The following is a 22,607-nucleotide window of genomic DNA, read 5'->3' on the forward strand; positions in this document are numbered from 1 at the left end:
GGCATGGGCCTGCGCAACCAGGGGTGCTTGCAGGCGTTCTGACATGCGGTTCGGTGGCGGTCGGCCGGTTGTTACCGGGGATTGCGATTGTGATGGACCCTTCACGGCAAAGTGAAACCACCCTGCCCTAAAAGGCGCCGTCATAGGACCGGCGCCCGATATGGGCGGCGATCAGCGTGAAGCTGTCGCGCGACAGGGCGGCTCTGGCCTCGGCGGCAAGCGAGGCACCGGAGTCGACATCGACCCCATGGCCGCCAAAGGCGCGGGCAAGGGCCGCAAAATCCGTGCCCGCCCCGGTAAAATCGACGCCAAGGTTCGGGCGTTGGCCACTGCGCTGCTTCATCTCGATCAGCGACAGGCTGTGATCGACCAGAACGCAGATCACGACGGGCAGATTTCGGGCGGCCAGCGTTGCCAGCTCGCCCGCCCCCATCTCCAGCCCGGCGTCGCCCACAAAGGCCATGACCGGCACATCGGGGCGACCGATTTTCGCCCCTGCGGCCAGCGGCACCGCGCAAGCCATGGTGCAAAGGCCCGACGATTGCAGCATCAGGCGCGGTCCCGGGCAGTCCCACATCTGGCTGACCAGGATGCGATGCGCGCCGCTGTCGGCGGTGATGACGGTTTCGGGCGGCATCACGGCGCGGAGCGTGGCAAAGACCTCATGCGGCCCCCAGGTGCCGGGTCCGGAAAAGGCGGCCTTCAGCGCGGCCCTTGCGGTCTGCGGCTGATGGTCCGGCCAGCGGGCGGGGGCTTCGTGGGACAGTTCCGAAAGCGTCGGGGCAATCGCCCCGGTCAGGGTGATCTTTGCGCTGTGCATGCCGTGATCGCGGCGGGTCGGGGCAAGCTCGATCACCTTGGCCGCGCCAAAGGGGTTGCGCCAGCCCGCGCGCATCTCGATCGGGTCATAGCCCAAAAGCAGGATCACGTCGGCCTCGGCCATCAGGGGCATCAGGATGCTGTCGGCCTTGGGCGAAAGGCCCGCCCCGCCCAGACAAAGCAATTCGCTTTCCGGCATCAACCCCTTGCCCTTGTAGGTGGTGATCAGGGGCATGCCATGCGCGCGGCAAAAGGCGGTGATCGCGGGGCCTGCCCCTTCGTTGACCGCATCGACCCCGGCAATGGCCAGCGGACGCTTGGCCTCGGCCAGCACCGCCAGCGCCCCGGTAATGTTGGCGGGCAAGCCGGGTGTGGCGAGTGACAGCCCTACCGGTGCTTCGCGTGACCGCCCCTCGGCCACGCCGATCGGCACATCGACATGCACAGGCCCCGGCTGGCCCGAGACGGCCAGAGCGATGGCCTTGGCCATACCGGCCGCCACCGCACCCTGGGCCAGGCGAAAGCTTCCCTTGACCACGGGGCGCAGCAGGGCCTGATGGTCAAATATCTGATGGGTATAGGTTTCGGCCTCGGCCGCATCGACGCAACCGGTCAGAAAGATCAAGGGTACGCGGTCCTGCATCGCATTGGCCACGACGTTCACCGCATTGGCGACTCCCGGCCCAAGCGTGGCCACCAGCACAGGCAAGGCGCCGGTCATGTGCCAAAGCCCCTCGGCCATGAAACCGCCGCCGTTCTCATGCTTGACCAGCACGAACTGCAGGCCAGCCGTATCAAGGCCCTGCATCAACCCCAAGACCTCCCCGCCCGGAATGCCGAAAGCATGGGTTGCTCCGGCGGCAGCAAGGGCCTCGCCGATGATATCCGACCCCGTCGTCATTGGACCCGCGCCTCCTCGATCACCCCTGCCGCAGCAAGGTCCTGCACTGCTTGCGCCGAAAGGCCCAGAATACGCCCCAGCACCGCGCCGGAATCCTCGCCCAGACAGGGCGGAGCTTTGGCATAGGTGACAGGGGTTGCCGACATCTTCAACGGGTTGCCGATCAGATCGACCCCGCCCTCCATCCTGACCGCCATATGCCGCGCGGCCACCTGCGGGCTGGCAAAGACCTGCGCCAGGTCATTCACGGGGCCTGCGGGCACCCCCAGACGCTCGCAAGCGGCCAGCCAATCGGCGCTGTCCCGGCCTGCGGTCAGGGCGGCAATCAGGGGAACCAGCACCTCGCGATTGCGGACCCGCGCGGCATTGGTGGCAAAGCACGCATCAAGCGCCAGACCCGGCGCTCCGGCCTCTGTGACAAAGCGGGCGAATTGGCTGTCATTGCCGATGGCGAGGATAAAGCTGACATCCCGCGCGGGAAAACTGCCATAAGGCACGATCGTCGGGTGATCATTGCCGCGTCGGGGCGGGATCTGGCCATCCATCAGATGCGCCACGCCCTGATTGACCAACATCGCCACCTGCACATCCATCAACGCAAGGTCAATGTGCTGCCCCTGCCCCGTGGAATGCCGCGCCTGCACGGCCGCGAGGATCCCGACCGCTGCATACATCCCGCACAGGACATCCGCGATGCCGACACCGGCCTTCACGGGCTGGCCCTCCGGCGTTCCGGTCAGGCTCATCAACCCGCCCTCGCCCTGCACCAGAAAGTCATAGCCCGCACGATGGGCATTCGGTCCCGTCTGCCCGAAGCCCGAAATCGAGCAATAGATCAGCCGGCGATTGGCCAGGCTCAGGCCGGTATAATCCAGACCGTATCGCGCAAGGTCTCCGGGCTTGAAATTCTCGACCACAATGTCGGACTGCGCGGCCAGGTCCCGGATCAGCCCTTGGCCCCGCGGATCGGCCATGTTCACCGCAACCGAATGCTTGCCGCGATTGGCCGACAGGTAATAGGCGCTCTGCCCGGGCGCTTGGGATTGAAACGGAGGCCCCCAGCCGCGCGTGTCGTCGCCCTTGCCCGGACGTTCTATCTTGATGACCTCGGCGCCCAGATCGGCCAGAAGCTGGGTCGCCGTCGGTCCGGCAAGGATGCGCGACAGATCGAGAACGCGCAGGCCGGTCAGGGCACGCGCGCTGGTCACATTCGGTTCGGACAGGGTCAAAGCCCGAAACCTTTCAGTTCGACACCGGCGCCACCGAGCTGAAATCGGGGATCTTCGAGGTCGAGGCCGCAGTGGGTTCGATGCCCACCCAATTCGTCTCGGATTTCTTCAGATTGCCGGGAATGTCCTCTTCCCAGAAGCCCACGACATTCTTGGTGATGTTCAGGTAAAGCTTGCCATCCACGATCCGCCACAGCGTCGGATTGCCCGGCACCTTGCCGCCTTGGGCCACGCCATAGGCGCAATGCCCGTCATATTGCGGCACATAGGCCGTGGGGTTGGACAGGAAGGCCGCGCGGTTGGCCTCGGTGGCAAAGGCAAAGGTCGCGTCATTGAAGGTGGCCGTGATGGCGGCATTGCCGGGCAGCGGCGATGCCTGCGGCTGCCCCACCTCGGACTGCGCCAGCCCGAAATACGACACGACATCATAGCCCGAGACGGCAAGCCCGGTCTTGTCGACATATTGCTCCCCTGCAAATGCCGGGCCCATGAGGCCCGCGACAAAGACGGCGGCGACGGCGGTAAGCTTGAACATGATCGGCTCCTGTTTGGCGGTTCAGGGGGCAATTCGTGCGGCGAGGCCCGGCCGTTACACCCGTTTCAGCGTGATCTCGCTTCTGTGAAGCGTCCGGGTCCACGCTCAGCGCGCAAGCTGCGTCGAGATTGCCGCACATAGCGCCTCTCGCCGCAGGTGCAGGAAGCGCCGCGCCGCCGCCTCGGTCGGATGCAGCGTATGCTTGACTTTACCCGAAGCCTTGCGGCGGAAATTCGCGGGATTGCGCATGTTCAGGGCGATGGTGTCCGGCGTCAGACCGGGGACGAAACTGCAACGGCCCAGTTGGTCAAAGGCGCTCTGGATGTTGTCTTGCGCCTCTTGCCGCAACCGGACCTCCTTTTCCCGATAGGGCGGGGCCGACGTCATGAGGATGCAGGGCCGTCCCCGTGGCAGGTCATCTGTAAAGTCGCGGCCATCCTCCAGCGCGGCCTCGGGGCTGGCGGCCCAGCGTTCGGCCGCATTGCCCATCAGAAACATGACCACAAGCGCAGGCTTGTAATAGCCGTCATGGAACACCGCCCCCAGCGCAGAGCGTTCCGGCGTGCAGAACTGGAACTGCGCGCCCCGACCGATCTGGACAAAAGGGTTCTTGCCTTGGGACAGGGTGCCATAGGCTGCGGCATTCACCCGCCACTTCGGATCGGCGTCGCAAATGGCCCTCTTGGCCGCCTTGCTGCGCCCCGACCACGACCGCAGAGAGGTCGAGCGCACTCCGATCACGCCCGTCGTGGCCCTTTGTCCAAGGCCGCAGGTTCCGGCCATGCCCGTCAACAGATCGACAAACGCCACTCCGGCGCCAAAGGTCAGTTGCGAATCTCCAAGGACCAGCACATCGGGCGATCCTGTGGCCTCGCTTCGGGCGGGGTGTGCCAGCCCCGGGGCCACAAGCGCCAGCACCGCAAGCCCGGCCCATTGATGACCTCCCATGCGTTCCGGGCGGGCGGGTCGATCCCAAGCAGATCGGCTGCGGCCCCGGCCAGCGCCGTGTTCAAGGGATGGCTGGAGACAAAGCGCATCATATCGCTGATCACCCATGCCAGACGGGGATCACCCGATTGCACAATCGCGGCCAAGGCCTCCGATTGTGGCTGCTCCCGGGTCGAGAAGGCCAGACTGTCGACAAGGGCCACCTGCATCGCATCCGTCAGCCTGTCTGGCAAAGGGCCGGCCGGACTGTCGGGCGGCTGTCCGAATTCCGTGATCACATGGGCGGGCAATCTGCCCTTGGTCTGCGCGCCTGCCACGTCCGCCTGGACCCGCGCCAATGCAAGGCCAGGCAACAGTGCAAAGCGCCGGACAAGACCTTGGCTTTGGAAAAGGAATTTCATCGGGGATTCTCCTTTGACCATTTCAAGAAGGCGCAGTCGCACGAAACTGCTGTCCGGCAGACCCGTGCCACCTCGCGCGGCCAAAAGGGGACCAGCCGAGATCGGTGCCATCCGCAAAGGCAAAGGCGAGCGTGACATCAAGGCTGGCCTTGAGAAGCATTACGCTGTGCCGGATGGTACAGCGCACCACCCGGCCGGTACGGGGGTCTTGCAGCGGCAGGCTTTCGGCATCTGTCTGGCGGCATCTGTCTGGCGGCATCTGTCTGGCGGCATCTGTCTGGCGGCGTCTGTCAGGCGGCGGCCAGAGCCAAATCCAGCAAGGCCCTGATATCCTCGGTCGAGGTGCCTGCGACGATCCGGCCCAGTTCCTGAAGGCCCTTCATGGCCACAAGCGTCGACCTGCGCGGGATATTCAGGGATTTGGAAAGATCGCCTTTGCCATATTCGTCCCAGTCCACGACGAAGAACACGATATTCTGTTCATATGCCGGGTTCTCCGCCTTCAGCGCCGCCAGAACGCGGTGTTGGGCGGCACAGGTCGAACACCAGCTGGCCCAGAAGTCCAGAAAGACGATCTTGCCCGCATCCATGGCGGCCTCGGCCGCACCTGGGGTGTAAGGGGTCGCTTCTCCCGCGCGGGCGGCGCGTGGCAGAAAGGTCAGGCTTGCCGACATGGCAAGGAAATCGCGGCGGTGCATTCGGGTGGCTCCTTGATTCAGATGGAAACGGAAAAGTCGATCAGCGAGGCGGGAAGCGTTTCGATCAACCAGCGGTCGATGACGTGATGCAGGCCGAACCAAAGCGCCAGGCCAACAAGGACAAAGGTTGCACCCATCACCGGTTTGGCACGATCCGCCAACGCGCGCAGCAGGGTCTGGCGCCGCCGGATGGCGGATTTCGCACCATATGCAAGACCGACGATCAATGTGGACACGCCAAGTGCAAAGCTCGCCATGATTGCGCCCGCACGGCCAAGGTTTTCTCCGGTCGAGGCCAATGCAATCGCCGCACCCAGGGTGGGGCCGATGCAGGGGCTCCAGACCGCACCAAGCAAGGCCCCTGACAGGAACTGCCCGCCAAGCCCTGCGTCGGATGTCGTGTCGATCTGCGCGTCGGCCCGGGCCGCCAAGCCTGCGGTCGCCGTCGAAAACCGTGCCGACAAGGCTGGCACAAGCATCACAAGGCCGAACCCGACCATGACGAGTGCGGCGATGCGGGCGACGCTGTCGGTATCGAACCCCAGGGCGGGCCCAAGGGCTGTGATCCCCAAACCCAGAGTGACGAAGGACAGGCTCATACCCGCTGCAAGCGCCACGGGCGCGCGACGGTCGCGGTGGAGGCTCGACGCCAGCACGATGGGCAACACCGGCAGCACGCATGGATTGATCAGGGTCAAAAGCCCGGCAAGATAGGCGAAGATCAGATCCATGCTTGCCTCTGCCACGCATGACCAAGGCCCTTGGCGACCCTCTGCCCGATGCTGCGGCGCCTTTCGGGCCTCTGACCCGTCCTGTCGAATGTCATTCTTCTTTGCCCTGTGATGGTCGCGCTTGTACGCCTCGCCCTTGCACTTCGTGAAATCGGGCGGAGTGTTACAGTCGTCACGTTCTTGTGTATGGATGCGCCAACACCGCATTTATCGCGAATGACCCTGTAACAAATCGAGCCGGGGCGCGAACTGGAAGGGCATGATGGCGGAACAAGGTGACGAATGGGCGCCGCTTCTGGCGGCCGCGAATGCCGGAGATGCCCGGGCCTATGGCAGGTTCCTGCAGGCGGTGACGCCTGTGTTGCGGGGCATTGTCCGGGCAAAGGGCGGCAGCCTTGGTGTTGCGACCTGCGAGGATGTGCTGCAAGAGGTTCTTCTTGCGATCCATCTGAAGCGGCATACGTGGCAGCCCGGCCATCCGGTGCGGCCTTGGGCCTATGCCATCACGCGGCATAAGGTCATCGACGCCTTTCGGGCGCGCGGGCGCAAGATCGACGTACCGATCGAAGATTTTGCCGATGTGCTTGCGGCCGATGCCGGACCTGACCCGACCGAAGCCGCCGACATGGCAAAGATGATCGGGATGTTGGACACAAGATCGGCCACGATCATCCAAAAGATCGGGCTGGAAGGCGTCAGTGTGGCCGACACCGGGGCCGCGATGACGATGAGCGAAGGTGCAGTGCGTGTGGCCCTGCACCGGGCGTTGAAAACTTTGGCCATCCTGCGGGAAAGGCATGTGAAATGAAGACCGATGATCTGCTCCGGGCGCTGGCCGCCGACACCAAGCCGCGACCGCTTCTTCGCACGACGCTCGCTCTGGGCATGGTGCCCTCTTTGGCGATCGTCGCTTTGGCGGTGTGGTTCGTCTTGGGCTTTCGTGCAGACCTTCTGACCGCCCTCGTGACACCGGTCTCTGTCGCTCGCATCCTGCTGACGGGCACCTTGGGCTTTGCGGCCATGCGTCTGGCCTTGCTTTTGGCGCGCCCCGAGGGCGCGCAGTCTGCGCGCCTGTGGCCTTTGGCGGCGGTCGCGCTGGCGGCGCTTGGGCTGCTGGCTTGGGCCTATGTCACCACACCGGCCGAGGCGCGGCAGATGGCAACGGTCGGCAAGACGATGAAGGTATGCCTTGTGGCGATCCCGCTTTTGTCGGTTCTGCCGGTCGCGACGATGCTCTATGTCCTGCGTCAGGGGGCCACGACCGCGCCGATGCGGGCCGGTTTCGTTGCGGGTGTGGCGGGATCCGGGCTTTCGGCGGCCATCTATGCGCTGCATTGCACCGAGGACAGCCCGCTATTCTATGTCACGTGGTACGGATTGGCGATCATGGGGGTCACCCTTGTGTCGACCCTCATCGGCGCGCGGACCTTGCGGTGGTAAGCGTTCTGCGCCGCGCATCCGGCCCTCCCTGATCCTCGAGCCAAGGACCGGAGACTGGCGACCGGAGACCGGCGACCGGAGACCGGAGACCGGCTGCAATCAGCAAAAGGAGCAGACGCCATGGGAAACATCTCGGTGCGATCCGGCGCCTTGACCGCCTTGATCGTCGGCCTTGCGATAACCGGGCCGACGGTTGGCGGCTCGTCCGTGCCTGATGGCGGCTGGCCTGTAAGTGCAACCTATGCCGAACCCACAAAGCGTTACGACCACAACATCATGGGGCGGATTCCGGCCTGGGGTCGCCTAACGGTCGATCTCGCCCCCTGTGCAACCTGTAGCTCCGGCGTGGTCAGGGTCAGGATCGACCAACCGCACTCCCGCGTGTTTGAAGACTTCGCACCGCGCCTGTGGGACATCACCGGTGACGGCCGCCCCGAAGTCGTCGCCGTCGAAAGTGATTTGTCCAAGGGGTCGCGGCTGGCTGTCTGGGAAGTGACAAAAGACGCAGGCGGTATCTCGTTGCGCCGTCTTGCGACGACCGCATATCTTGGTACGAAGCACCGCTGGTTGGCGCCGATCGGGGCTGCCGATTTCGATCGGGACGGGGCGATTGAAATCGCCTATGTGGAAAAGCCGCATCTTGCCCGTGTACTGCGCCTCGTCAGGCTTGAGCGAGATCGACTGACGGAAGTAGCCGCTTTGGCCGGGGTCACGAACCACGCGATAGGTCAGGAACAGGTCGAAAGCCTTGTTCGAACCTGCAGTGGCCTTCCTGAAATCATCGCTCTGTCGGCAGACGGTCAGCAAGTTCTGGCGATCACGTGGAACGTTCAAGGTCTGACAGCCCGCCAGATCGGCAGGGCCTCCGCTCGCAAGCTCCCTGCCGGGCTAGGGTCATGCTGAGGTCTCGCCGCCGCACGCCCCCTTCGATCTGACACGCGCGCAGGGTGCCCCGAACAAGGTTTCAGCCTTCGGTCAGGGGCAGGACTGCCGTCTTCTCTGTATATGTCCGGACCGTCCGCAGCCCTATTGCGCCGGCCGCAAGGCGCTTTCTGACCGGGCCGGGCCATGATCCAGCCCCAACATGGCATCCAGAGACACCCGCCCCGGCCCTCGCGCGATCAGCGCCAACAGGGCCGCCCCCCACAGACCATGCGTCACCCAGGCATCGGGATAGACAAAGGTCTGGATGACCAGCGTCATGGCCAAAAGACCCAAAGCGGAAAACCGCGTGAAAAGCCCGAGGATCATCAGGGCGGGCAGAACATGCTCTGCCGTGGTCGCAAGAACCGCCGCAAGGTCAGAGGCGACCAAAGGCAGGGCATATTCCTCCTTGAAAAGGAACCACGTGGACTCCTTGATGGTGAACAACCCCTCGACCTTGGTTCGACCCGATTGCCAGAAGACCATGGCAGGAAAGACCCGCAAGGCCAGCGAAACGGCGTCCGGCGGGATCAGGTCGAAACGGCTGTTCAGATGGCGGATCAGGGGGATCATGGGGCTTCCTTTGGCAAGGTGATGACGCCCGCCTGCATAAGGCGGACCAGAACAGGTTGCGGGTCGTGTTCAGGTTCGGCCCCGGCTGCGGCCTCTGCTGCATGCAGAAGGGTCTGGCCCTGTTGTAGCGCGGTGATCATCTCCGCATCGCCGGGCGCCAGCACGCTGACAGGCACATCGAAGACCGTGTTACGCAAGATCAGCGCGATTTGCGGGCCTGAAGCCAGGCCTTGGGCCAGAGCCCCCGGTTGATTAACCGCCCAGATGCTGGCGGCAGGCGTGTCCAGCCGCAAGACTTGAACCGAAGGATGCAGGCCAAGCCGGGCGCTGCCCGGGTCCGCGGCGGCCGAGATCAGGGCCGAAGCCGCAATCGGGGCGCAGTCCGCGGCGTGATAGGCGCGGCCGCGGGCCAGTTCGATCCGCGCGACATCGGCCATATAGGGATAGGCAGCAAGCGGCGGATAGTCGGCCAGAAAGCCCGGAAAACTTTCGCCCCATTCATGCAGCACCGGCGATTTCGGACGGTGGTCAGCCATGTAGATCTGGCCCATTGCGGCAAAGAACTCTGCGCCCACAAGGCGTTCGATTACCGGAAACCGGGCCGACAGGGCAGCGGCCAGACTGAGCGCCACATTGTTTCGATAGACGGCAAAGCGCCGGGCGGCCTCGTCGGGGGCCTGCGCCGTCAGGCCAGGCGGCAGGGTGCCACTCGCCAAACCCGAAGCGAAAGCACGCACAAGGTCAGGATACGCGGGCAAGGCGGGCCTCCGATGCTTTATCCAGCAGGGCTTGCGCCCGCAGGGCCTCGGCCAACAGGTCGGGCCAAGGCGGCACATCGTTATCCCGTTCGATAAGCGTGGGCAGCGGCCCGGTCTGCGCCAGCACCTGTGCATAGATCGCCCAGACCGGGTCCGCGACAGGCGTTCCATGCGCGTCGATCAAAAGCGGGCCAGAGGGCAGTTCTTCCCCGGAATGGCCGCCGAGGTGAATCTCGCCTACCGCCGACATCGGGAATTCCGCAAGATAGGCCAGCGCATCGGTCCGGTGGTTGGTGGCCGAAACGAAGACGTTGTTCACATCCAGAAGCAGCCCGCAGCCGGTGCGCCGAACGATCTCGGCCAGAAAGTCGGTCTCTGCGAGGGTGGATTGTTCGAACAACACATAGGTCGAGGGATTTTCCAGCAGCATCCGCCGCCCCAAAGCCTCTTGCACCTGGCACACATGCCGGCAGACCTGATCCAGCGTTTCCCCGGTATAGGGCAGCGGCAAAAGATCGTTCAGATAGTCGCCCCCATGACTGGACCAAGCCAGATGTTCTGAAAAACTTTCGGGCTGATAACGGTCACACAGCGCCTTCAGCCGCGCCAGATGATCGCGGTCCAGCGCATCGGACCCGCCGATCGACAGACCGACGCCGTGAATGGACAGCGCATGATCCCGGCGCAAGAGACCCAGTTGGTGATGCGGCAGGCCGCCCGCCCCAAGGTAGTTTTCGGCATGCACCTCCAGAAACCCAAGACCCGGCGTGGTGCGGATCCGGTCGAAATGCTCGGGCTTGAAACCGATACCGGCAGCGGCGGGAAGGGGCATGGCGCGCGTTCCTTGGAAGTAAGGGTCAGGACGGGGCAACATGCCCCGCCCTGAAGCAAGGTCATGCGGGGACATCGCGCGTAAGCGCCTCGAGGCTGCCCATGCGGCCTTCGGGCAGTTCCATCGTGGCGCAGGTGCCAGCCGGAACCAGCTTCCAGGCATTGCCCTGGAAATCCACTTTGGACGTGCCCGCGCAGGTCGTGCCGGCGCCAGCGGCACAATCGTTCTTGCCAGCTTCGGCCACGCCAAAGCACTTTTCCATCCCGCCCTCGGCATGGGCCGCCGTCACCGCCATCGTGGACAAAGCGCAGGCCAGGGTCGCGCCAAGCGCAAAGGTCGATTTCATCGTCATGTCATGCTCCATCCTGATCCAGAGGCCCCGTTTTTCGGGTCCGCATCTGACAATTCGCGGCAGCATGACACTTGTTACAGCGTTCACGACACCGTGTTTCCCTGATCCGGTTTGGTCAAAAGGACGGATCGCTGGCGATGTCAGGCTGTTCTCGAAAAAGGCATGATCTGGCGGCCTTCGACCAGCAGACTGCACAGACTGGCGTGACTGTGATCTTGGGGCAGAATTGGAACTCCGGCATCCATGACGGTTTGCTGAACACAGGACAGCGCGCGACTGCGCGTCTTGGTGAAGCGTATCCTGCGGAAGTACGGATACTCACCGGACCTGCAGTATATAGCGGTACAGCTGGTGCTTTGGCAGGCCGCGGCACTTTCAGCGAAGTGTGCCGCATAATGAAATGGGCGGCACTAAGCCGCCCAATCCCCGAAAACGCACTCTCTAGAACTGTGGTCCGGTAGCGATTAGCTGCATTCCTGAACACGGGCTTCCAGCGCGAGTATTTTGCCTTTGCTGGTGGCAATCGCACCTTCACGATCGGCGCCGGTCAAACTCGACACGGGGATCAGCACCAAAAACACGCCAATAGCATCACCCGTCTGGGCGCTCTTTTGCTGCGATTCCAAAGCGGAGAGCGTCTGACGCTCCTGCTCTAGCATGGGACGCGCCTTCTTGCAGGACAGGTTGTCATAGGCTCCGGCCATTGACACAGGAGCAATCGACGCGGGCGATTTTGCACATGCCCCGAGGGATGCCGCAAGCGACGCGGCAAGCACAAAACCAGTTGAAATTCTCATGAACGTAAGTCTCCTAAGTCTTATATTGTAACGAAAGGCACAATCTACGAAGCGCCGTCCGTTACGCTGCGCCGCGCCGTTAACAAAGGTCAACGTCGCAGTCATCAAACCGCGAAAGCTTTGGGTGTGTGTTGCTGGTCGCTCCCGCTACAAAGCGACCCAAGACATCCGCGCTCGACCGGCGCGGCTTGGCATTCTGCAAGAGAAAGCCGGGTAACAGGCCTCGTCAAAGAGGGTAGAGTACGTCTCGGCGGGAAAAGCGGTGCGACGCCCAAGGCGTCGCCCAATTTCATCAGTTATATCAAGATGTTATCGACTGGATCTGGTGGAGCAGAGGGGGATCGAACCCCTGACCTCGTCATTGCGAACGACGCGCTCTCCCAACTGAGCTACTGCCCCCACGTGCAGGTTTCTCGCCCGTCACCGCCCTCTTGTCAAGACCGGCTCAGGCCCGCGCCGTCCGGTGCGACTGCACGAAAGCTACGATATCCGCCGCCGGCCGCGCGCCCGGCAGCCGCGCGACCTCGCGCCCCCGGTGATACAGGACCAGCGCCGGAATCCCCCGGATCGCCGCCCGCTGCGCGATGCCCGGATGCTCTTCGGTGTTCAGCTTGCCCAACCGGACCTGCGGTGCCAAAGCCTTCGCCGCCTTGGCGAATTCCGGCGCCATCGTACGGCACGGCCCGCACCAGGGCGCCCAGTAATCGACAAGCAAGGGCACATCATCCCCCCGCACCGCCTTGTCATGGCTCAGCCCGTCCAACTCGTGCACCCGACCATCGGCCAGCGCCTCGCCGCAACTGCCGCATTTCGGCCCCGCAGCCAGACGATCCGCCGCGACACGGTTGGCCTGTCCACAAACTGCACAAACCAGCTTCAATCCATCCGCCATGGCGCCCTCACATTCTTTAACCGGAATATGATAACCACCCCGGCCTGCCGCAACCCCTCACAACAGATCTTCCTCGGCGCCCGCCACATCGACCCCCATCGCATCCAGCCCCGCTTCCAGATTCTCGGCCAGATGCGGCATCCCCATCAGGTAGACATCCGTCGGCACCGTCGCCTCGGCAAAGGCCGTGGCCACCGCCTCGCCGTAGGCTTCCGCACCAAAGGCTCCGCGCCCCACCCAGGCCAACGCGGTCAGATGCGCCTTCTCGTCCTCGTTCAGCCCGCCGATAAATGCGTGCAACTCCCGCGCGCCCGCCGGGCCCTCGCGCGCCAGAAACACCACCTGAACCACCTTGTCCGCTGCGATCTCGATCATGCCATCCACCCCCCGATCCGCCAGATGGTCCGCCCGCCCCGCCCGTCAGGCAAGCCCTTAGCGATTGTTACAGCCAATCGTGACTTTCATGCTCGTCCGGATATCCTCGGGGGGTAACGGGCGCAGGCCCGAGAGGGGGGCCTACGCGCTCACCGCAAAGACCAAGCCATAAGCCGCAGCTCCCCCCAGCGTCGCCAGCACCACCGACCGCCGCCAGACCCACAGCGCCAGCACTCCGGCCACCCCGGCCACCAGCGGTCCCCGATCCGCGCCCGCCAAGGGCAGCACCGATGCGACCACCAGCGTTGCAATCGCCGCAGGCCCCGTTGCGGCCAGAAACCGCGCGATCCAGCCCGCCCCGCCCGCCTGCCCCGCACCCAACCGCGCACCAATCGGCCCATAGCGGAACACGTAATTCGCCAAACCCACGATCAGCGCCAGCGCCAGAACCTCGACCCTCATGTCCGCACCACGCCCGCCAAGGCCCCCGCCACCATACCGCCCAGAATTCCGGCCGTGGGCGATACCGCCAAAGTGCCACAGACCGTCACCAAACCCGCCACCGCGATCACCGGAACCGCCGCCCGGGTCAGAATCGACAAAAGCAGCGCCAGAAACAGCGCGGGCAGCATGAACCCCAGCCCCGCCTCGACCGCCGGCCACCCCTGCAAGGCGCCGCCTCCCGCGACCGCCCCCACGACGGTGCCTGAAACCCAGGCGGCATAGGCCCCAAGCCCAAGCCCGAACATGTAGCGTTCCGAAAACCGCCGCCCCCGCGCCATCTCGCCCAGCGCCGCGCCGAACACCTCGTCCGTCAGGCCCCAGGCCCAGCCCCATGCCAGATGGCGCGACGCCCCCTCGCCCGCCGCCTTCATCAAGGCAGGCCCGTAAAGCACATGCCGCAGGTTCATCGCGACCAGCGTGAACGCCGCCACCAGCAGCGGCGCGCCGCTCGTCATCAGGGCCAGCGCCAGAAACTGCGATGCCCCGGCATAGATGACCAGCGACAACACAAAGGCCTCGGCCCCGGAAAACCCCGCCTTGGTCGCCGCCACGCCAAAGGCAAAGGCGATCGGAAAGTAACCAAGCGCAATCGGAACCGAGGTGAGAAGCCCCCGCGAAAATGTCGATGGTGTCTCGTCCAATCCGTCCCCCGAACCGCCACAAGGCGCAAAAGCCGCCAAGCCCTAGCGCCCCCGACAAGCTGCCGTCAAGCTACCGTCAGCCCGCCGTAAGGCCGCGGCCAACCCGCGCGAACAGATGAACCGATCTTAACGCTTTTGCGGAAAACATATGCATAGCCTGTGCATAGACCGTGCATCGGACGCTCCGAAAGATGACCATCCGGTTAACAGAAAATCCCTGCAAAATCAGATACTAAACTATCTCGACCACCGCTTGCGGCAAAAGCCGCAAAACGTCCTCGTTGCGGCAAAGTTCGGTCGCAGCCGACATCACCGCAGCCGCCGCCGCCGCCACCCCCATCGCCAAAGCCTCGGCTTCCGTCCCGCCCCGCGCCAGCGCCAGCACATAGCCGCCGACGAAACTGTCGCCCGCCCCGACCTTCGAGCGCACCGCCACCTTGGGCGCCGATGCAAACAGCCGCACCCCTTCCCCCGCCAGCACCGACCCGTCCGCGCCGCGCGCCACGATCACCTTTTTCGCCACGCCCCGCGCCACCAGTTCCACGGCGAAATCCGCCGTCTCGGCCCGCGTCGCAAGCACCCGCCCTGCCAGCGCCTCGGCCTCTTCGCCATCCATCCGTAGCACTTCCAGCCCCGGCACCGGATGCTCCACCGCCCGCGTCAGCGCAGCCCCGCTCGTGTCCATCACCACCCGCATTCCCGCCATGGCCGCAGCCAGCCTTGCCGGAAAATCCACCGGGACGCCGGGGGGCTGACTGCCTGAAATCACTGCGAAACCGCCCGGTTTCCCCGCTGCCCGGAGCAGCATGAACACCCGCTCCTGATCGGCCTCGTGCCAGACCGGACCGGGCAGCATGAAGCGGTATTGCCGCCCCGTTTCGGCCTCGTTCACCGTCAGGCTTTGCCGCGTCTCGCCCGGTCCGGTGATGCCCAGAAACATCACCCCCTCGCGGCGGATCAATTCGGCCAGCCGGTCGCCCGTCAGCCCGCCCAGCGCCACCAGCGCAAGGCTCTCGCCCCCCATCAGATGCACCGCGCGGCTGACGTTCAGCCCGCCGCCACCGGGGTCGAGCTGCGGATCGGTGCAGCGCAATTTCTCGTCGGGCCGCATCACCGCCACTTCCGTCGCCATGTCCAGCGCCGGGTTCAGCGTCAATGTCAGGATCGGCGCCTGATGCCGGAAACCGCCTTTTTCGCCCATGAAATCCTCCATCGCCCGCGCCGTTAGGATAGCGCTAACGCCCGCAGTGCTACAACCCGCGCAACGGCGCACAGACCCTCTGCGCGCATCGGCATATTCGCACATCGGCAAAGCGATTAGGTAAATCGCACAGGATTACCCCAACGCTTTCGCTCAATGAGGCTGAAAATGACCGTCAAACTCGCCGTGATCTATTATTCGACCTATGGCACCAACCATAAAATGGCCGAAATCGCCGCCGAAGCCGCCCGCGCCGCTGGCGCCGAGGTCAAGGTTCTGCGGATCGCAGAAACCGCGCCCGCCGATGTGGTGAACAGCCAAGATGCATGGAAAGCCGCCGCTGAAAACCAGTCGTCGGTTCCCGTCGCCACCCCCGCCGACATGGAATGGGCCGACGCCTATATCTTCTCGACCCCCACGCGCTTTGGTTCGGCCACCTCGCAACTGCGCGCCTTCATCGACACGCTCGGCGGCCAGTGGTTCACCGGCAAACTGTCGAACAAGGCCGTCTCGGCCATGACCAGCGCCCAGAACGCACATGGCGGGCAAGAGGCGACGATCCTCGGCCTTTACACCAGCTTCATGCATTGGGGCTCGGTCATCGTGGCCCCCGGCTACACCGATGCAGCCCTCTTCGCCACGGGCGGCAACCCGTACGGCTACAGCCACACCCAGGGTGCCGAATTCGACGACAAGGCGAAAGCCTCGATCGGCCATCAGGCCAAGCGCACCGTCGAAATCGCGGCCAAGCTCAAGGCCTGAAACCAAAGCACCGGGAGGGCACCTGCCCTCCCGGACCCTCCCTGTTCATTCTGACCCGGAAGACAAGGATAGACACCCCGGCTTCTTCTCGGCCCAAATATCCACAGGGGGTGAATGGCCGCAGAGCGGCCAGAGGGGGCGCGTTCGCCCCCTGCCCTTTTGGTTAACCGAACATGAACTGATACGAGGCCGGCACATAGCGGAACCCGTCGCCAGCCGCCTCGACAAAGCCGATGCCGGGAAACGGCATGTGATAGCCCGCAAAGGCGATACGATCCGCCGCCAGCATCCCGAGCATCTGTCGCCGCGTCGCCGCCGCCTGCGTCTTGTCCTGATCGAAACGCACTTCCCAATCGGGATAGGCCAGCGACCAGACATAGTGGTTCGTCGTATCCGCCAACACCGCCAGTTGCGCCCCGTTGCTTTCGATCCGATAGGCGAAATGTCCCGGCGTATGCCCCGGAGCAGCCATCGCCGTGATGCCCGACACCACCGAACCGCCATCGTCAAGGAAGGTGAACTTGTCGTTCAGCGGCTTCACATTCGCATCGAACCCCTCGTTCGCCGCCTGCGACCAGTTGTTATGCTCGGCCGCCCCCGTAACGTAGCGCGCATTGGCGAATGTCGGGGTTGCCCCGCCAAGCCCGCCGATATGGTCGCCATGCATATGGGTCAGCACCACCACATCCACCTGATCCGGCGCGATCCCCGCCGCCGCCAGCGCCGCCGTGATCCCCTCGGCAGACAGGCCGGTATCGAACAAAACCAGTTCGGAACCGGTGTTTACAAGCACCGGCGCGAAACTGTTGAACGTCTTGTCATCGGGGATGAAATTCGCCGCCGACACCGCCGCGAACTCCTCGGCCGGCACGTTCATCCCGAATGTCTCCTGCGGCTTGTCGCCTTCCCGCGATCCGGCCAGCAGCGTCGTCACCTCGAAGCCCCCGACCTTGGCGCGGTGGAACAAGGGCATCGCAGGCCCCTGCAACGGCACGGCAGCCTGCGCCGCACCGGTCATCAGCAAAGGCGCAAAGGGCAAAGCCGAGGCGGCAAACATCGCCTGACGGCGCGACAAACGGGTATCGGTCATGGGCGTATCCTTGGATGTTGCGAAACTCCCAAAAGGATAGGTCGCGCCTTTTGCCCGCCAAATCACGCCTTCGTCAGTCACGCTCCCACCACGGATCGATCGCGGCGATATCACCGTCCGACCAGCCGAAGTGATGCGCCAATTCGTGCACCAGCACATGGCCCACCATGTCGCCCAAGCCCACATCGCCCCGCTCGCACCATTCGTCCAGAATGGGTCGCCGGAACAGCCAGATCACATCGGGCTGCGCCGGTTGGTCCATCACCGACTTCTCGGTCAACGGCACACCGTCGTACAGCCCCGTCAGCTCGAACGGATCGGTCAGCCCCATCTCCTCGATCACCTCGTCCGGCGCGAAATCGACCACCCGCAGCGCCACCAGCGCCGCCGCCTCGCGGTAGGGCGCGGGCAAGGCGGCAATCGCATCCCGCGCCAACTCCTCGATCAACCCGAGATCGGGCGCGACAAAACCGTCCCATGTCGGCGCATCTTCGGTTTCGGCCATCCCACCCTCCATTCGATCCCCCACAGATATGGACAAAACCCCGCGCCTGTGAAAGAGCATCGCGGTCACCGGAGAGCCAAAATGTCCAACGTCACCACCCGCTTCGCCCCGTCGCCGACCGGCTATATCCACGTTGGCAACCTTCGCACCGCGCTGATGAACTACCTCATCACCCGCAAGGCAGGCGGAACCTTCATCCTGCGCCTCGACGACACCGATCAGGAACGCTCGAAACAGGAATATGCCGACGGCATCATGGCAGACCTCGAATGGCTCGGCATCCATTGGGACCGCGTCGAAAAGCAGTCGCTCCGCATGGACCGCTACCGCGAGGCCGCCGAAGACCTGAAAGCCAAGAACCGCTTCTACGAATGCTTCGAGTCCCCCGTCGAACTCGACCTGAAACGCAAGAAGCAGCTCAACATGCACCGCCCGCCGGTGTATGATCGCGCCTCGCTGGGCCTTTCAGAAGACGACAAGACCAAGATGCGCGCCGAAGGCCGCGACGGCTATTGGCGTTTCCTTTTGAACCAGACCCGCATCGAATGGCCCGATGGCATCCTCGGCCCCATCTCCATCGACGCCGCCTCCGTCTCCGACCCCGTCCTGATCCGCGCCGACGGGCAGGTGCTTTACACCTTCGCCTCCTCGGTCGACGACATCGACATGGGCGTGACCTTCATTGTTCGGGGCGCCGACCACGTCACCAACACCGCGACCCAGATCCAGATCATGGAAGCCATGGGCGGAACCCCGCCCTCTTTCGCGCACCACTCGCTCCTCACCGGCGCCAAGGGCGAAGAACTTTCCAAACGCCTCGGCACGCTGTCCTTGCGCGACCTGCGCGCCCAGGGCGTCGAACCCATGGCGCTTTTGTCGCTGATGGCCCGCCTCGGATCGTCCAAGCCGGTCGAGCTTGCCCATTCCATGCAAGACCTGATCGACGGTTTCGACGTGGGCAGCTTCGGTGCGGCCCCCACCAAATTCGACGCCGAAGACCTGTTCCCGCTGACCCGCGCGCATGTCCAGTCCCTGCCCCTGCCCGCCGTGGCCGACCGCATCGCAGCCCTTGGAGTCACCGCCGAAGAAGCCCCCGATTTCTGGGACATCGCCAAGGCCAACATCACCATCCTGTCCGACCTCAAGGAATGGGCCGACCTGTTCCAGAACGGTGCCGACCCGCTGGTCGACCCCGAGGATGCCGATTTCGTCAAGGAAGCCGTGGCCCTCCTCCCGCCGCGCCCATGGACCAAATCGACCTGGAGCGCATGGACCGAGGCCGTCAAAACCGCCACCGGACGCAAGGGCAAGGGCCTTTACATGCCGCTGAGAAAGGCGCTGACAGGCCGCGCCAACGGGCCGGAAATGGCCGATGTCATGCCGCTGCTCAAGGTCGTCAAGGCGGGCTGACGCCCGCCAGACGCGGTCACAGGACGTAACGGTAACCGCAAGTTCATCCTTGCGGTTCATTTTTCGCATTATATCGCGGCATGCCCCGCAAAGGAAACCCGATGTCCTCCCCGCAGCAGGCCAAATTCGTCCAAGGCAACCTTCTGCGCCACATCGCGGTGATGTCGTTGTCGTCCTCGGTCGGCCTCATGGCGATCTTCGTCGTCGACCTGATCAACATGGTCTACATCTCGTGGCTCGGCGATCCGGTAAAAACCGCCGCCATCGGCTATGCGGGCGCGGTCCTGTTCTTTACCACCGCTTTCGGCATCGGCCTGTCGGTCGGCGTCTCGGCCCGCGTCGCCCGCGCCATCGGTGAACGTGACCTGCCGCTTGCCCGTGAACGCGCCACCTCGGGCCTTGTCCTCGGCGGGCTGTTCGGCGTGGTCTTTGCCGCCGTGGTCTGGGCCGCCCTGCCCGCCATCGTCGGCGTTCTGGGGGCCGAAGGGCGCACCGCCGACGAAACGCTGTGGTATCTGCAACTGATGACCCCGCTGCAACCGCTTCTGATGGTCGGCATCGTCGCCACCGGCATCTTGCGGGCGCATGGCGATGCGCGGCGCTCGATGATGGTCACCGTCTGGGGAGCCGTAGTTCTGGCCGCTCTCGATCCTGTGCTGATCCTCTGGGCCGATCTGGGTCTGACCGGCGCGGCACTCGCGGGTTGGGGGTCGCGCCTTGCGATCATCGTGATGGGCATCTATCCCATTTGGAAAAACTACGGCGGCTTTGCCCCCGTCACCCGCCGCAGCCTGACCGAGGCCGCCCCGCCCCTGATGACAATCTCCGGCCCTGCGATACTGACCCAGCTTGCCACCCCTGTCGGCCAAGCCGTCATCACCCGCATGGTCGCAGGCTACGGCGAGGCTGCGGTGGCTGGCATGGCGATAGCCGGACGCCTTACCCCCGTGGCCTTTGGCATCATCTTCGCGCTGTCAGGCGCGGTCGGCCCGATCTTCGGCCAGAACCTCGGCGCGGGCCGGATCGACCGCGTGCGCCGCGCCTTCCTCGACGGCTTGCTTTTTGCGGGCATGGTCATCGTCGGCATGTCGGCCCTGCTCTTTGCCGCGCGCGGCCCCATTGGCGATCTGTTCCACGCCGAAGGGCTGACCCGCGATCTGGTCTACCTGTTCTGCGGCCCGCTCAGCCTGCTCTTTTTCTTCAACGCCATGATCTTCGTGGCCAATGCGCTGTGCAACAACCTCGGTGCGGCGTTCCAGTCCACCATGGTGAACTGGGGCCGCCACACGCTCGGCACCGTGCCCTTTGCCATGTGGCTTGGCGGTTACTGGGGCGCGCAGGGCATCCTCATCGGTCAGGCCGTGGGTGGCATCCTCTTTGGCCTCCTCGCTGTCTGGCTGGCATGGCGCGTGATCGACCGCGTCGCCCTCGCCCGTGGCCACGGCGCAGCGGCGGCGAAAGCAGCTTAAGAAACCGTATACCACGGTATTCTTTTTCGGCTTGCCACGGGTCCGCGCGGTGGTTTAACCCTTGATTCATCAGATTCGGGAGAATCCGGTTGCATGCAGCCGGTGCCGAAGGAGCAACCGCCCCGGTAAACTCTCAGGCGCAAGGGACCGTTTCTGACACACACTCTGGAGAGTGGCCGAAAGGCCCGCCGAAGGGATAACGATCTCAGGCGCCCCGCTACGGGCAAGGACAGAGGGGGCATCGCGGGACAGGGGTTAGCCTGTCTGGACGGTGCCGGTATGCGTTATCCGGCTTTGGAAAGGGGAGCGGCATGGCCGATCCGAAGCTGAAACGATTGGGTCTGCACGACCTCCACGTAGCCCTCGGCGGCAAGATGGTCCCCTTTGCCGGCTATGAAATGCCGGTCCAATACCCCGCCGGAGTGATGAAGGAACACCTCCACACCCGAACCGCAGCGGGCCTCTTTGATGTCAGCCACATGGGACAGGTGATCCTGCGCCCCAAGACCGACATGGCGTCCCTCGCCCTCGCCTTCGAGGCGATGATGCCGGTCGACGTGCTGGGTCTGGCGCAGGGTCGGCAACGCTACGGGTTGTTCACCAACGATGCGGGCGGGGTGCTTGACGACCTGATGTTCGCCAACCGTGGAGATCATTTCTTCGTGGTGGTCAACGCCGCCTGCAAGGACGCCGATGTTGCCCATATGCGCGCCAGCCTCGCAGAGGCTGCGACGGTGGAATACATTGAAAACAGGGCGCTTTTGGCCCTTCAGGGCCCGCATGCCGGCGATGTTCTCGCCCGCCTGATCCCCGAAACCGCCGCCCTGCGCTTCATGGATGTCGCCCGTCCGGTCTGGAACGGCACCGAACTCTGGATCTCGCGCTCCGGCTACACCGGCGAGGACGGGTTCGAGATTTCCTTGCCCGAAACCGCCGCCGAAACCTTTGCCAAAGCCCTGCTCGACCACCCCGAGGTCATGCCCATCGGTCTCGGCGCCCGCGACAGCCTGCGGCTCGAAGCCGGACTTTGCCTTTACGGCCATGACCTTGACGAGGCCACGACCCCCGTCGAAGCCGCTCTGACATGGGCGATCCAGAAATCCCGCCGCACAGGCGACCGCGCAGGCGGGTTCCCGGGTGCCGACCGCATCCTGTCGGAACTGGCCAACGGACCAAAGCGCCTGCGCGTCGGCCTGAAACCCGAAGGCCGCGCCTCGATGCGCGAGGGGACCGAACTGTTCACCGAGGCAGGCGAAAAGGTCGGCACAGTCACCTCCGGCGGCTTTGGTCCATCGGTCGAAGCCCCCGTTGCAATGGGATATGTCGATGCGTCTAATGCCGCAGTCGGAACGTCGCTGCTGGGCGAGGTGCGCGGAAAGCGCCTGGCCGTGACGGTCTGCGATTTGCCTTTCCACCCAACACGTTACAAGCGCTGAGGACCCAAGATGAAATATACCGAAGATCACGAATGGCTGCGGGTCGAGGGCGACTTGGTCGTCGTCGGAATCACCGAACATGCCGCGACGCAACTGGGCGATGTTGTGTTCGTCGAACTGCCGGAAACCGAAACCATGGTCGCTTCGGGCGATGAGGTTGTGGTGATCGAAAGCGTCAAGGCGGCGTCCGACATTCTGGCCCCCGTCGATGGCGAAATCGTCGAAGTGAACGCCAAGCTCGTCGATGCGCCCGGTCTGGTGAACGACGACCCGCTGGGGGCGGCCTGGTTCTTCAAGATAAAGGTCGATGACCTTTCGGTGCTCGACCAGTTCATGGACGAAGACGAATACAACGATCTGATCGCATAAGAGATTGTTTTAAAG

At 64.3% G+C, this 22,607-nt stretch carries 29 protein-coding genes, 1 tRNA gene and 1 riboswitch; of the genes, 9 read left to right on the top strand and 21 right to left on the bottom strand.

Annotation, left to right across the window (positions count from 1 at the left end; translation table 11 throughout):
• Nucleotides 1-127: 127 nt before the first annotated feature.
• The 8 genes from HYN69_RS13540 to HYN69_RS13570 form a co-directional block, all read right to left on the bottom strand.
• Nucleotides 128-1,720 carry a thiamine pyrophosphate-binding protein gene (locus tag HYN69_RS13540; RefSeq protein ID WP_108436202.1) on the bottom strand — a complete coding sequence of 531 codons (1,593 nt, stop codon included), beginning with the start codon at nucleotides 1,718-1,720 and terminating at the stop codon, nucleotides 128-130.
• Nucleotides 1,717-2,949, bottom strand: coding sequence for a CaiB/BaiF CoA transferase family protein (locus HYN69_RS13545; RefSeq protein ID WP_230426421.1), 1,233 nt, complete (start codon nucleotides 2,947-2,949; stop codon nucleotides 1,717-1,719). Before HYN69_RS13545 ends, HYN69_RS13540 begins: the two co-directional genes overlap by 4 nt.
• Before the next feature lie 13 nt (nucleotides 2,950-2,962).
• A complete protein-coding gene (locus HYN69_RS13550; RefSeq protein ID WP_108436203.1) occupies nucleotides 2,963-3,484 on the bottom strand; it encodes a YHS domain-containing (seleno)protein in 522 nt (173 codons plus the stop codon).
• A 105-nt stretch (nucleotides 3,485-3,589) separates the two neighbouring features.
• On the bottom strand, nucleotides 3,590-4,336 hold the full coding sequence (locus HYN69_RS13555; RefSeq protein ID WP_108436204.1) for an SGNH/GDSL hydrolase family protein: 747 nt from the start codon (nucleotides 4,334-4,336) through the stop codon (nucleotides 3,590-3,592).
• Nucleotides 4,309-4,833: a hypothetical protein gene (locus HYN69_RS13560; protein ID WP_108436205.1), complete on the bottom strand. Its 525-nt coding sequence runs from the start codon at nucleotides 4,831-4,833 to the stop codon at nucleotides 4,309-4,311. Before HYN69_RS13560 ends, HYN69_RS13555 begins: the two co-directional genes overlap by 28 nt.
• 22 nt (nucleotides 4,834-4,855) lie before the next feature.
• Nucleotides 4,856-5,092 carry a hypothetical protein gene (locus tag HYN69_RS21225; protein ID WP_216824610.1) on the bottom strand — a complete coding sequence of 79 codons (237 nt, stop codon included), beginning with the start codon at nucleotides 5,090-5,092 and terminating at the stop codon, nucleotides 4,856-4,858.
• A 31-nt stretch (nucleotides 5,093-5,123) separates the two neighbouring features.
• Complete coding sequence (locus tag HYN69_RS13565; RefSeq protein WP_108436206.1) at nucleotides 5,124-5,531, bottom strand: thioredoxin family protein; 408 nt, start codon at nucleotides 5,529-5,531, stop codon at nucleotides 5,124-5,126.
• A 17-nt stretch (nucleotides 5,532-5,548) separates the two neighbouring features.
• Nucleotides 5,549-6,262, bottom strand: a complete 714-nt coding sequence (locus tag HYN69_RS13570; RefSeq protein ID WP_108436207.1) for a cytochrome c biogenesis CcdA family protein — start codon at nucleotides 6,260-6,262, stop codon at nucleotides 5,549-5,551.
• 259 nt (nucleotides 6,263-6,521) lie between these two features.
• On the opposite strand from HYN69_RS13570, the gene HYN69_RS13575 reads away from it, so the two are divergent.
• The 3 genes from HYN69_RS13575 to HYN69_RS13585 all read left to right on the top strand — a co-directional run bounded on the left by HYN69_RS13575 (nucleotide 6,522) and on the right by HYN69_RS13585 (nucleotide 8,605).
• On the top strand, nucleotides 6,522-7,070 hold the full coding sequence (locus tag HYN69_RS13575; protein WP_230426422.1) for a sigma factor: 549 nt from the start codon (nucleotides 6,522-6,524) through the stop codon (nucleotides 7,068-7,070).
• Nucleotides 7,067-7,702 carry an NrsF family protein gene (locus HYN69_RS13580; RefSeq protein WP_108436208.1) on the top strand — a complete coding sequence of 212 codons (636 nt, stop codon included), beginning with the start codon at nucleotides 7,067-7,069 and terminating at the stop codon, nucleotides 7,700-7,702. Before HYN69_RS13575 ends, HYN69_RS13580 begins: the two co-directional genes overlap by 4 nt.
• Before the next feature lie 150 nt (nucleotides 7,703-7,852).
• Nucleotides 7,853-8,605 carry an FG-GAP repeat domain-containing protein gene (locus HYN69_RS13585; RefSeq protein WP_159082478.1) on the top strand — a complete coding sequence of 251 codons (753 nt, stop codon included), beginning with the start codon at nucleotides 7,853-7,855 and terminating at the stop codon, nucleotides 8,603-8,605.
• Nucleotides 8,606-8,728: 123 nt separating this feature from the next.
• Here HYN69_RS13585 and HYN69_RS13590 read toward each other — a convergent pair whose 3' ends face one another.
• The 4 genes from HYN69_RS13590 to HYN69_RS13605 form a co-directional block, all read right to left on the bottom strand.
• The gene (locus HYN69_RS13590) at nucleotides 8,729-9,199 is read right to left on the bottom strand and encodes a DoxX family protein (RefSeq protein WP_108436210.1); all 471 of its coding nucleotides are present in this window, start codon (nucleotides 9,197-9,199) and stop codon (nucleotides 8,729-8,731) included.
• Nucleotides 9,196-9,936, bottom strand: coding sequence for an HvfC/BufC N-terminal domain-containing protein (locus HYN69_RS13595; protein WP_216824611.1), 741 nt, complete (start codon nucleotides 9,934-9,936; stop codon nucleotides 9,196-9,198). Before HYN69_RS13595 ends, HYN69_RS13590 begins: the two co-directional genes overlap by 4 nt.
• Nucleotides 9,937-9,940: 4 nt before the next feature.
• A complete protein-coding gene (bufB, locus tag HYN69_RS13600; protein ID WP_108436212.1) occupies nucleotides 9,941-10,789 on the bottom strand; it encodes an MNIO family bufferin maturase in 849 nt (282 codons plus the stop codon).
• A 61-nt stretch (nucleotides 10,790-10,850) separates the two neighbouring features.
• Nucleotides 10,851-11,141, bottom strand: a complete 291-nt coding sequence (locus tag HYN69_RS13605; protein ID WP_108437214.1) for a BufA1 family periplasmic bufferin-type metallophore — start codon at nucleotides 11,139-11,141, stop codon at nucleotides 10,851-10,853.
• A gap of 288 nt (nucleotides 11,142-11,429) precedes the next feature.
• On the opposite strand from HYN69_RS13605, the gene HYN69_RS13610 reads away from it, so the two are divergent.
• The gene (locus tag HYN69_RS13610) at nucleotides 11,430-11,537 is read left to right on the top strand and encodes a DUF3387 domain-containing protein (RefSeq protein ID WP_230426423.1); all 108 of its coding nucleotides are present in this window, start codon (nucleotides 11,430-11,432) and stop codon (nucleotides 11,535-11,537) included.
• Between the two features lie 68 nt (nucleotides 11,538-11,605).
• Here HYN69_RS13610 and HYN69_RS13615 read toward each other — a convergent pair whose 3' ends face one another.
• From HYN69_RS13615 to HYN69_RS13645, 7 genes are all read right to left on the bottom strand, one after another.
• The gene (locus HYN69_RS13615) at nucleotides 11,606-11,845 is read right to left on the bottom strand and encodes a hypothetical protein (RefSeq protein WP_108436214.1); all 240 of its coding nucleotides are present in this window, start codon (nucleotides 11,843-11,845) and stop codon (nucleotides 11,606-11,608) included.
• A gap of 416 nt (nucleotides 11,846-12,261) precedes the next feature.
• Nucleotides 12,262-12,337: transfer RNA gene (locus HYN69_RS13620), tRNA-Ala, on the bottom strand.
• 46 nt (nucleotides 12,338-12,383) lie between these two features.
• On the bottom strand, nucleotides 12,384-12,830 hold the full coding sequence (locus HYN69_RS13625; protein WP_108436215.1) for a thioredoxin family protein: 447 nt from the start codon (nucleotides 12,828-12,830) through the stop codon (nucleotides 12,384-12,386).
• A 57-nt stretch (nucleotides 12,831-12,887) separates the two neighbouring features.
• Complete coding sequence (locus HYN69_RS13630) at nucleotides 12,888-13,205, bottom strand: DUF3775 domain-containing protein (protein WP_108437215.1); 318 nt, start codon at nucleotides 13,203-13,205, stop codon at nucleotides 12,888-12,890.
• Nucleotides 13,206-13,346: 141 nt separating this feature from the next.
• On the bottom strand, nucleotides 13,347-13,667 hold the full coding sequence (locus HYN69_RS13635; RefSeq protein WP_108436216.1) for an AzlD domain-containing protein: 321 nt from the start codon (nucleotides 13,665-13,667) through the stop codon (nucleotides 13,347-13,349).
• Entirely contained in the window at nucleotides 13,664-14,350 is a 687-nt protein-coding gene (locus HYN69_RS13640; RefSeq protein WP_108436217.1) for an AzlC family ABC transporter permease, read from the bottom strand. Before HYN69_RS13640 ends, HYN69_RS13635 begins: the two co-directional genes overlap by 4 nt.
• A gap of 232 nt (nucleotides 14,351-14,582) precedes the next feature.
• On the bottom strand, nucleotides 14,583-15,563 hold the full coding sequence (locus HYN69_RS13645) for a 1-phosphofructokinase family hexose kinase (RefSeq protein ID WP_230426424.1): 981 nt from the start codon (nucleotides 15,561-15,563) through the stop codon (nucleotides 14,583-14,585).
• Nucleotides 15,564-15,719: 156 nt separating this feature from the next.
• On the opposite strand from HYN69_RS13645, the gene wrbA reads away from it, so the two are divergent.
• Complete coding sequence (gene wrbA / locus HYN69_RS13650) at nucleotides 15,720-16,313, top strand: NAD(P)H:quinone oxidoreductase (protein WP_108437217.1); 594 nt, start codon at nucleotides 15,720-15,722, stop codon at nucleotides 16,311-16,313.
• A gap of 163 nt (nucleotides 16,314-16,476) precedes the next feature.
• On the opposite strand, the gene HYN69_RS13655 is transcribed toward wrbA, so the two are convergent.
• Entirely contained in the window at nucleotides 16,477-17,403 is a 927-nt protein-coding gene (locus HYN69_RS13655) for an MBL fold metallo-hydrolase (protein ID WP_108436218.1), read from the bottom strand.
• A 73-nt stretch (nucleotides 17,404-17,476) separates the two neighbouring features.
• A complete protein-coding gene (locus tag HYN69_RS13660) occupies nucleotides 17,477-17,908 on the bottom strand; it encodes a metallopeptidase family protein (protein ID WP_108436219.1) in 432 nt (143 codons plus the stop codon).
• An 81-nt stretch (nucleotides 17,909-17,989) separates the two neighbouring features.
• Between HYN69_RS13660 and gltX the strand changes: the two genes are divergently transcribed.
• The 4 genes from gltX (at nucleotide 17,990) to gcvH (ending at nucleotide 22,592) form a co-directional block, all read left to right on the top strand.
• Entirely contained in the window at nucleotides 17,990-19,318 is a 1,329-nt protein-coding gene (gene gltX, locus HYN69_RS13665) for a glutamate--tRNA ligase (RefSeq protein WP_108436220.1), read from the top strand.
• Between the two features lie 101 nt (nucleotides 19,319-19,419).
• Nucleotides 19,420-20,787, top strand: a complete 1,368-nt coding sequence (locus tag HYN69_RS13670; protein WP_108436221.1) for an MATE family efflux transporter — start codon at nucleotides 19,420-19,422, stop codon at nucleotides 20,785-20,787.
• Nucleotides 20,788-20,853: 66 nt separating this feature from the next.
• A riboswitch (glycine riboswitch) is annotated at nucleotides 20,854-20,947 on the top strand.
• Between the two features lie 151 nt (nucleotides 20,948-21,098).
• On the top strand, nucleotides 21,099-22,223 hold the full coding sequence (gcvT, locus tag HYN69_RS13675) for a glycine cleavage system aminomethyltransferase GcvT (protein ID WP_108436222.1): 1,125 nt from the start codon (nucleotides 21,099-21,101) through the stop codon (nucleotides 22,221-22,223).
• 9 nt (nucleotides 22,224-22,232) lie between these two features.
• Complete coding sequence (gene gcvH / locus HYN69_RS13680) at nucleotides 22,233-22,592, top strand: glycine cleavage system protein GcvH (RefSeq protein WP_108436223.1); 360 nt, start codon at nucleotides 22,233-22,235, stop codon at nucleotides 22,590-22,592.
• Nucleotides 22,593-22,607 lie beyond the last annotated feature (15 nt).

The sequence above is a fragment of the Gemmobacter aquarius genome, from assembly GCF_003060865.1.
In the GTDB taxonomy this organism is placed as follows: domain Bacteria; phylum Pseudomonadota; class Alphaproteobacteria; order Rhodobacterales; family Rhodobacteraceae; genus Paragemmobacter; species Paragemmobacter aquarius.

Bases quoted from the DNA above. Each gene is read 5' to 3' on its own strand.
- HYN69_RS13550 (WP_108436203.1), bottom strand. From the start codon at position 3,484: ATGTTCAAGCTTACCGCCGTCGCCGCCGTCTTTGTCGCGGGCCTCATG.
- HYN69_RS13580 (WP_108436208.1), top strand. From the start codon at position 7,067: ATGAAGACCGATGATCTGCTCCGGGCGCTGGCCGCCGACACCAAGCCG.
- bufB (WP_108436212.1), bottom strand. From the start codon at position 10,789: ATGCCCCTTCCCGCCGCTGCCGGTATCGGTTTCAAGCCCGAGCATTTC.
- gcvH (WP_108436223.1), top strand. From the start codon at position 22,233: ATGAAATATACCGAAGATCACGAATGGCTGCGGGTCGAGGGCGACTTG.
- HYN69_RS13645 (WP_230426424.1), bottom strand. From the start codon at position 15,563: ATGGAGGATTTCATGGGCGAAAAAGGCGGTTTCCGGCATCAGGCGCCG.
- HYN69_RS13570 (WP_108436207.1), bottom strand. From the start codon at position 6,262: ATGGATCTGATCTTCGCCTATCTTGCCGGGCTTTTGACCCTGATCAAT.
- HYN69_RS13655 (WP_108436218.1), bottom strand. From the start codon at position 17,403: ATGACCGATACCCGTTTGTCGCGCCGTCAGGCGATGTTTGCCGCCTCG.
- wrbA (WP_108437217.1), top strand. From the start codon at position 15,720: ATGACCGTCAAACTCGCCGTGATCTATTATTCGACCTATGGCACCAAC.
- HYN69_RS13660 (WP_108436219.1), bottom strand. From the start codon at position 17,908: ATGGCCGAAACCGAAGATGCGCCGACATGGGACGGTTTTGTCGCGCCC.
- gltX (WP_108436220.1), top strand. From the start codon at position 17,990: ATGTCCAACGTCACCACCCGCTTCGCCCCGTCGCCGACCGGCTATATC.
- HYN69_RS13670 (WP_108436221.1), top strand. From the start codon at position 19,420: ATGTCCTCCCCGCAGCAGGCCAAATTCGTCCAAGGCAACCTTCTGCGC.
- HYN69_RS13625 (WP_108436215.1), bottom strand. From the start codon at position 12,830: ATGGCGGATGGATTGAAGCTGGTTTGTGCAGTTTGTGGACAGGCCAAC.
- gcvT (WP_108436222.1), top strand. From the start codon at position 21,099: ATGGCCGATCCGAAGCTGAAACGATTGGGTCTGCACGACCTCCACGTA.
- HYN69_RS13540 (WP_108436202.1), bottom strand. From the start codon at position 1,720: ATGACGACGGGGTCGGATATCATCGGCGAGGCCCTTGCTGCCGCCGGA.
- HYN69_RS21225 (WP_216824610.1), bottom strand. From the start codon at position 5,092: ATGCCGCCAGACAGATGCCGCCAGACAGATGCCGAAAGCCTGCCGCTG.
- HYN69_RS13575 (WP_230426422.1), top strand. From the start codon at position 6,522: ATGATGGCGGAACAAGGTGACGAATGGGCGCCGCTTCTGGCGGCCGCG.
- HYN69_RS13565 (WP_108436206.1), bottom strand. From the start codon at position 5,531: ATGCACCGCCGCGATTTCCTTGCCATGTCGGCAAGCCTGACCTTTCTG.
- HYN69_RS13590 (WP_108436210.1), bottom strand. From the start codon at position 9,199: ATGATCCCCCTGATCCGCCATCTGAACAGCCGTTTCGACCTGATCCCG.
- HYN69_RS13615 (WP_108436214.1), bottom strand. From the start codon at position 11,845: ATGGCCGGAGCCTATGACAACCTGTCCTGCAAGAAGGCGCGTCCCATG.
- HYN69_RS13605 (WP_108437214.1), bottom strand. From the start codon at position 11,141: ATGACGATGAAATCGACCTTTGCGCTTGGCGCGACCCTGGCCTGCGCT.
- HYN69_RS13635 (WP_108436216.1), bottom strand. From the start codon at position 13,667: ATGAGGGTCGAGGTTCTGGCGCTGGCGCTGATCGTGGGTTTGGCGAAT.
- HYN69_RS13560 (WP_108436205.1), bottom strand. From the start codon at position 4,833: ATGAAATTCCTTTTCCAAAGCCAAGGTCTTGTCCGGCGCTTTGCACTG.
- HYN69_RS13630 (WP_108437215.1), bottom strand. From the start codon at position 13,205: ATGATCGAGATCGCAGCGGACAAGGTGGTTCAGGTGGTGTTTCTGGCG.